Origin of the sequence: Streptomyces sp. Isolate_45, from assembly GCF_024721315.2 — a bacterium.
Classification (GTDB): domain Bacteria; phylum Actinomycetota; class Actinomycetes; order Streptomycetales; family Streptomycetaceae; genus Streptomyces.
The window spans coordinates 1-3,693 of record NZ_JANFAK020000314.1; the positions used below are offsets into that span (position 1 = coordinate 1).

A 3,693-nucleotide genomic window follows, 5' to 3' on the forward strand; every position below is an offset into this window, starting at 1 on the left:
CCCCCCCCCCCCCCCCCCCCCCCCCCCCCCCCCCCCCCCCCCCCCCCCCCCCCCCCCCCCCCCCCCCCCCCCTCCCGTCACGGCCGTCCGGCTACGGAGCGCCGAACGTCAGCGTCAGCTGCGGCGTCCCTTCGTTCGCCGCCGCCTCCGAGGACCACAGCCACAGCGCGTCGGTACCGGCGCCGGTCAGCGCCAGGGCGTAGCCACCCCCCAGCGCACCCGCGACGGTGGCCGTGTTCAGCCCCGTGGTGTGGACGGCCGAGCCGTCCGGAATCCCGGCGAAGGAGCCGAGCGCCGGGGAGCCGAGGGCCGGACGGTTGTTGTACGTGGTCCCGCCCTCCGTCCACGACCCGGTGACCGGAACGACCGACACCGCGTCGGTGGTGCCCGCGCCGCCCATGGTGCTGGTCTTCACGCTCAGCGTGGCCGCCTTGAGCACCGTGCCCGCGGGTGCGGCCGGCAGGTCGAAGCGGAGGTAACTCGCGTACGCCGAGGTCCCGCGGACGGCGAGGGAGCCCGAGGCTCCGTAGTTGGTGCCCGGGGCGCCCGCGTTGGCGTACGTGTCCTCGGCGGCGGTGACCCGGACGACGGAGTCCGCCGGGGCGGAGGCGAGGGCTCGATGGTTCTGCACCTGCGCCGCGCTCAGCACGGTCGGGTACACGGCGGTCTCGTCCAGTTGGCCCGCCCAGTGCTCGCTGGTGGGACGGTCCGGCCAGCCGCCGAGCCCGTCACCACCGACGCGCCAGAAGCCCGAGAAGTTCTCGTGCGTGGTGACGTTGAGGGTGCCCCGCTGGACGCCGTCGACGTACAGGGTCATGCCGCCCGGACCCTGGGTGGCGACGACGTGGTGCCACTGGTTGTCGTTGTAGGTGCCGGGGGTGGTGATGGTGCGGGTGGCGCCCGTGTACACGCCGAAGACCAGCCGGCCGTCGTTGGTCATGTAGACGTGCTTGTCGTACTGGCTGCTGGCGTTGATCTGCTGGTTCCCGAAGCCGACGAGCTTGCCGCCCCGGGTGGTGTTCGTCCTGAACCAGGTCTCGACGCTGTAGGCGCTCCCCACCGACTGCCGCTGGTCGCCGTACACGTGGGCGTTCGTCCCGTTGAAGCCGATCGCCGTGCTCGTGCCGGTCACCGCGGCCGGTGTCTGGCGCAGGGCCGGCCCGTTCAGGTGCACGCCGGCCTGGTTGCCGCCGTCCGAGGAGTCCGCGACGTAGGGTGCGGCCGACTCGTCGTAGCGCCAGTACAGCCGGGCACCGTCCGCGCGGACCCGGCTCGGGTACGGCTCCGCCGATGTCGGGACCGTCACCCCCGCCGTCGCCGACAGGGCGCTGGTGTTGCCCGCCGCGTCGGTGGCCGTCACCCGGTAGGTGTACGACTGGCCGGCCTGGGCGGTGGTGTCCGTCCAGGAGGCCTGCGGCCGACGGAAGAACAGCGAGTCGGCGGTCACCGTCGCGATCGGCGTCGCGGAACCGTTGCGGTAAACCCGGTACGTCAGGGCGCTGTCGTCCAGGTCGAGGCTGGTGCGCCAGCGCACCTGGACCCCGCCCGGCCCGAACGCGGAGGCGCTCGCGACGGGCACCGTCGGCGCACCCGTGTCACCGGTGGAGGAGAAGCGCGTCAGGCTCTGCTGCGCCGCCCCGTTCACGGTGGTGAACTCACCGCCGACCCACAGGTACTGCGCGCCGCCCTTGGAGCCGATCGCCATCACGCGCGGCCCGATGCCCTCGCCGATGCCGTCGTTGGTGTCGGGGGCCCAACCCAGCTTGCCGACACCGGTCGTCGGCTGCGCCAGCAGGTGGTGGCGCTGACCGTCGGGGAACTCCCCGACACTGGCGCAGTCGTGCGCGTGCGAGGCGCTGTAGAGCACGGCCTGGTACGGCAGCACGGCCTGGGTGGCGCCCAGGCAGGTGTCGCGCCAGCGCTGGCCGAAGCCCGCGAGGTCGAGGGCGATGCGGCCGTCGAACACACCGCCGCCGGTGCCCTCGTTCGCGGTGTAGAAGCCGGTCGCGTCGGTGGCGATGTCCTTGACGACCGAGTTCGTCTCGATGAAGCCCGCGTAGGACTTCGTGAGGGCGCCGCTCGTGGCGTCGACGACGGCCAGCGCGTGCGTGTTCGTTCCGTTGACGGTGAAGAAGTCCCCGCCCAGCAGGACGTTCTTGCCGTCCGGGGTGACCTCGACGGCCCGCCCCGGATCGTCGGCGTTGGCCGTGAAGGGGCGCAGGGCCCCGTCCGCGGTCGCGACGGCCGCGAAGCGCTGCCGGGACTGGCCGGCGACGGTGAGGAAGTCGCCGCCCGCGTAGACCGTGTCGCCGGTGACGGCGACGGCCCGTACGGTGGCCGCGAACGCGGGCCGGAAGGACTGCTTCACCGTGCAGGTCGCCACGTCGATCGCGGCCATGCTGGAGACCGGTGTGCCGTTGACGGCGCCGAAGTAGCCCCCCGCGTACAAGGTCTTCTTGTCGGGCGAGACGGTGAGCGCGCGGACGGTGGCGGTCCCCGAGCCGACCGTGAAGGAGAGGTTGCAGGCCGTCGGGGCTCCGGTCGCGGCGTCGAGCGCCGCGAAGTTCACCACCGGTTTCTCGCTGCCCCCGGCGCCCGCGGGCGGGCGCACGGCGGAGAAGGTGCCGCCGACGAAGACCGTGCCGCCCGCCTCCGCGAGGGCCCAGACCACGCCGTTGGGCTGCCAGGTGGGCAGCGCGTCGGCGGTGAAGGCCACGGGTGGGGTGACGGCCGCGGCCTGCGGGGCGAACCCGAGGCCGACGACCGCCCCGGTACCGGCCAGGGACAGGGCGAGAGCGGCCGCCGGCCCTCTGGATCTGCGCATGAACCCCCCAGTTCGTTGTGCGTGGTCCTGCGCGTGCGCCGCGCGGGGTGCCCGGCGCACGGCCGTACGCCCGCGTGGCCGTGGACGGGCGAACGGGCATACGTACGGGCGGCACCCTAGGGCGAATCGGCGGTCCGGTCATCAGAATTGACCTATCAGGCGCAGAACCGGTCGAAAATCCGCGGCCACGACCCGTCCCGGGCGACCTGGGGCGTGCTGTGAAAGTCTCGCCCGGCCCGCGAGGGACGCGGCCGGCCCCCTGGCCACGGGCGGCGGCGGGACGCGGAACGCGTCAACCGCGCGGATCCCGGGCCACCCCTTCGCACAGGGTCACCCGCCGAAAACAGCCCCGCCCGGCGCCACGCCCCTCTACCGTGCCCTCAAGGCGGGGGACGGGCCATGGCACCGAAGGGCGGGGCGGATGGACGAAGAAGAAGACATGCGGCTGGCGAGGATGACTCCGGAGATCTCCCGGCGCACCCTGACGATGCTGCGCGGCCTCGCCGGTCTGGAGCCGCCGGAGCAGGTGCCGGAGGACGCCATGATCGTCGCGGACGGGATCCTCGCCGACCACGGCACCGACGGCCTGCGGGTGCTGGCGATGACCCTGGCCGCCTGGGCGACGGCACAGATCGAGAACGTCGCCGAGCTGAGCCGGCGCAGCCACGAGGCGGTGCTCGACGCCATGGAGCTGGCCTGTCTGGAGGCCGCCGCCGAGGAGTAGCCGGGGCCCGGCGGCCCGCCGGTCGCGGGGGGGGGGGGGGGGGGGGGGGGGGGGGGGGGGGGGGGGGGGGGGGGGGGCCGCGCCCCCCCCCCGCCCCCCCCCCCCCCCCCCCCCCCCCCCCCCCCCCCCCCACCACCCCCCGCCC

Annotated in this window: 2 protein-coding genes; one reads left to right on the forward strand and one right to left on the reverse strand. The window is 74.6% G+C overall.

Annotated elements, in window-relative coordinates; genetic code table 11:
• Positions 1–91: 91 nt before the first annotated feature.
• Positions 92–2,824: a DNRLRE domain-containing protein gene (locus tag NOD94_RS40585; RefSeq protein ID WP_281211261.1), complete on the reverse strand. Its 2,733-nt coding sequence runs from the start codon at positions 2,822–2,824 to the stop codon at positions 92–94.
• Positions 2,825–3,245: 421 nt separating this feature from the next.
• On the opposite strand from NOD94_RS40585, the gene NOD94_RS40590 reads away from it, so the two are divergent.
• Positions 3,246–3,548 carry a hypothetical protein gene (locus NOD94_RS40590; RefSeq protein WP_281211262.1) on the forward strand — a complete coding sequence of 101 codons (303 nt, stop codon included), beginning with the start codon at positions 3,246–3,248 and terminating at the stop codon, positions 3,546–3,548.
• Positions 3,549–3,693 lie beyond the last annotated feature (145 nt).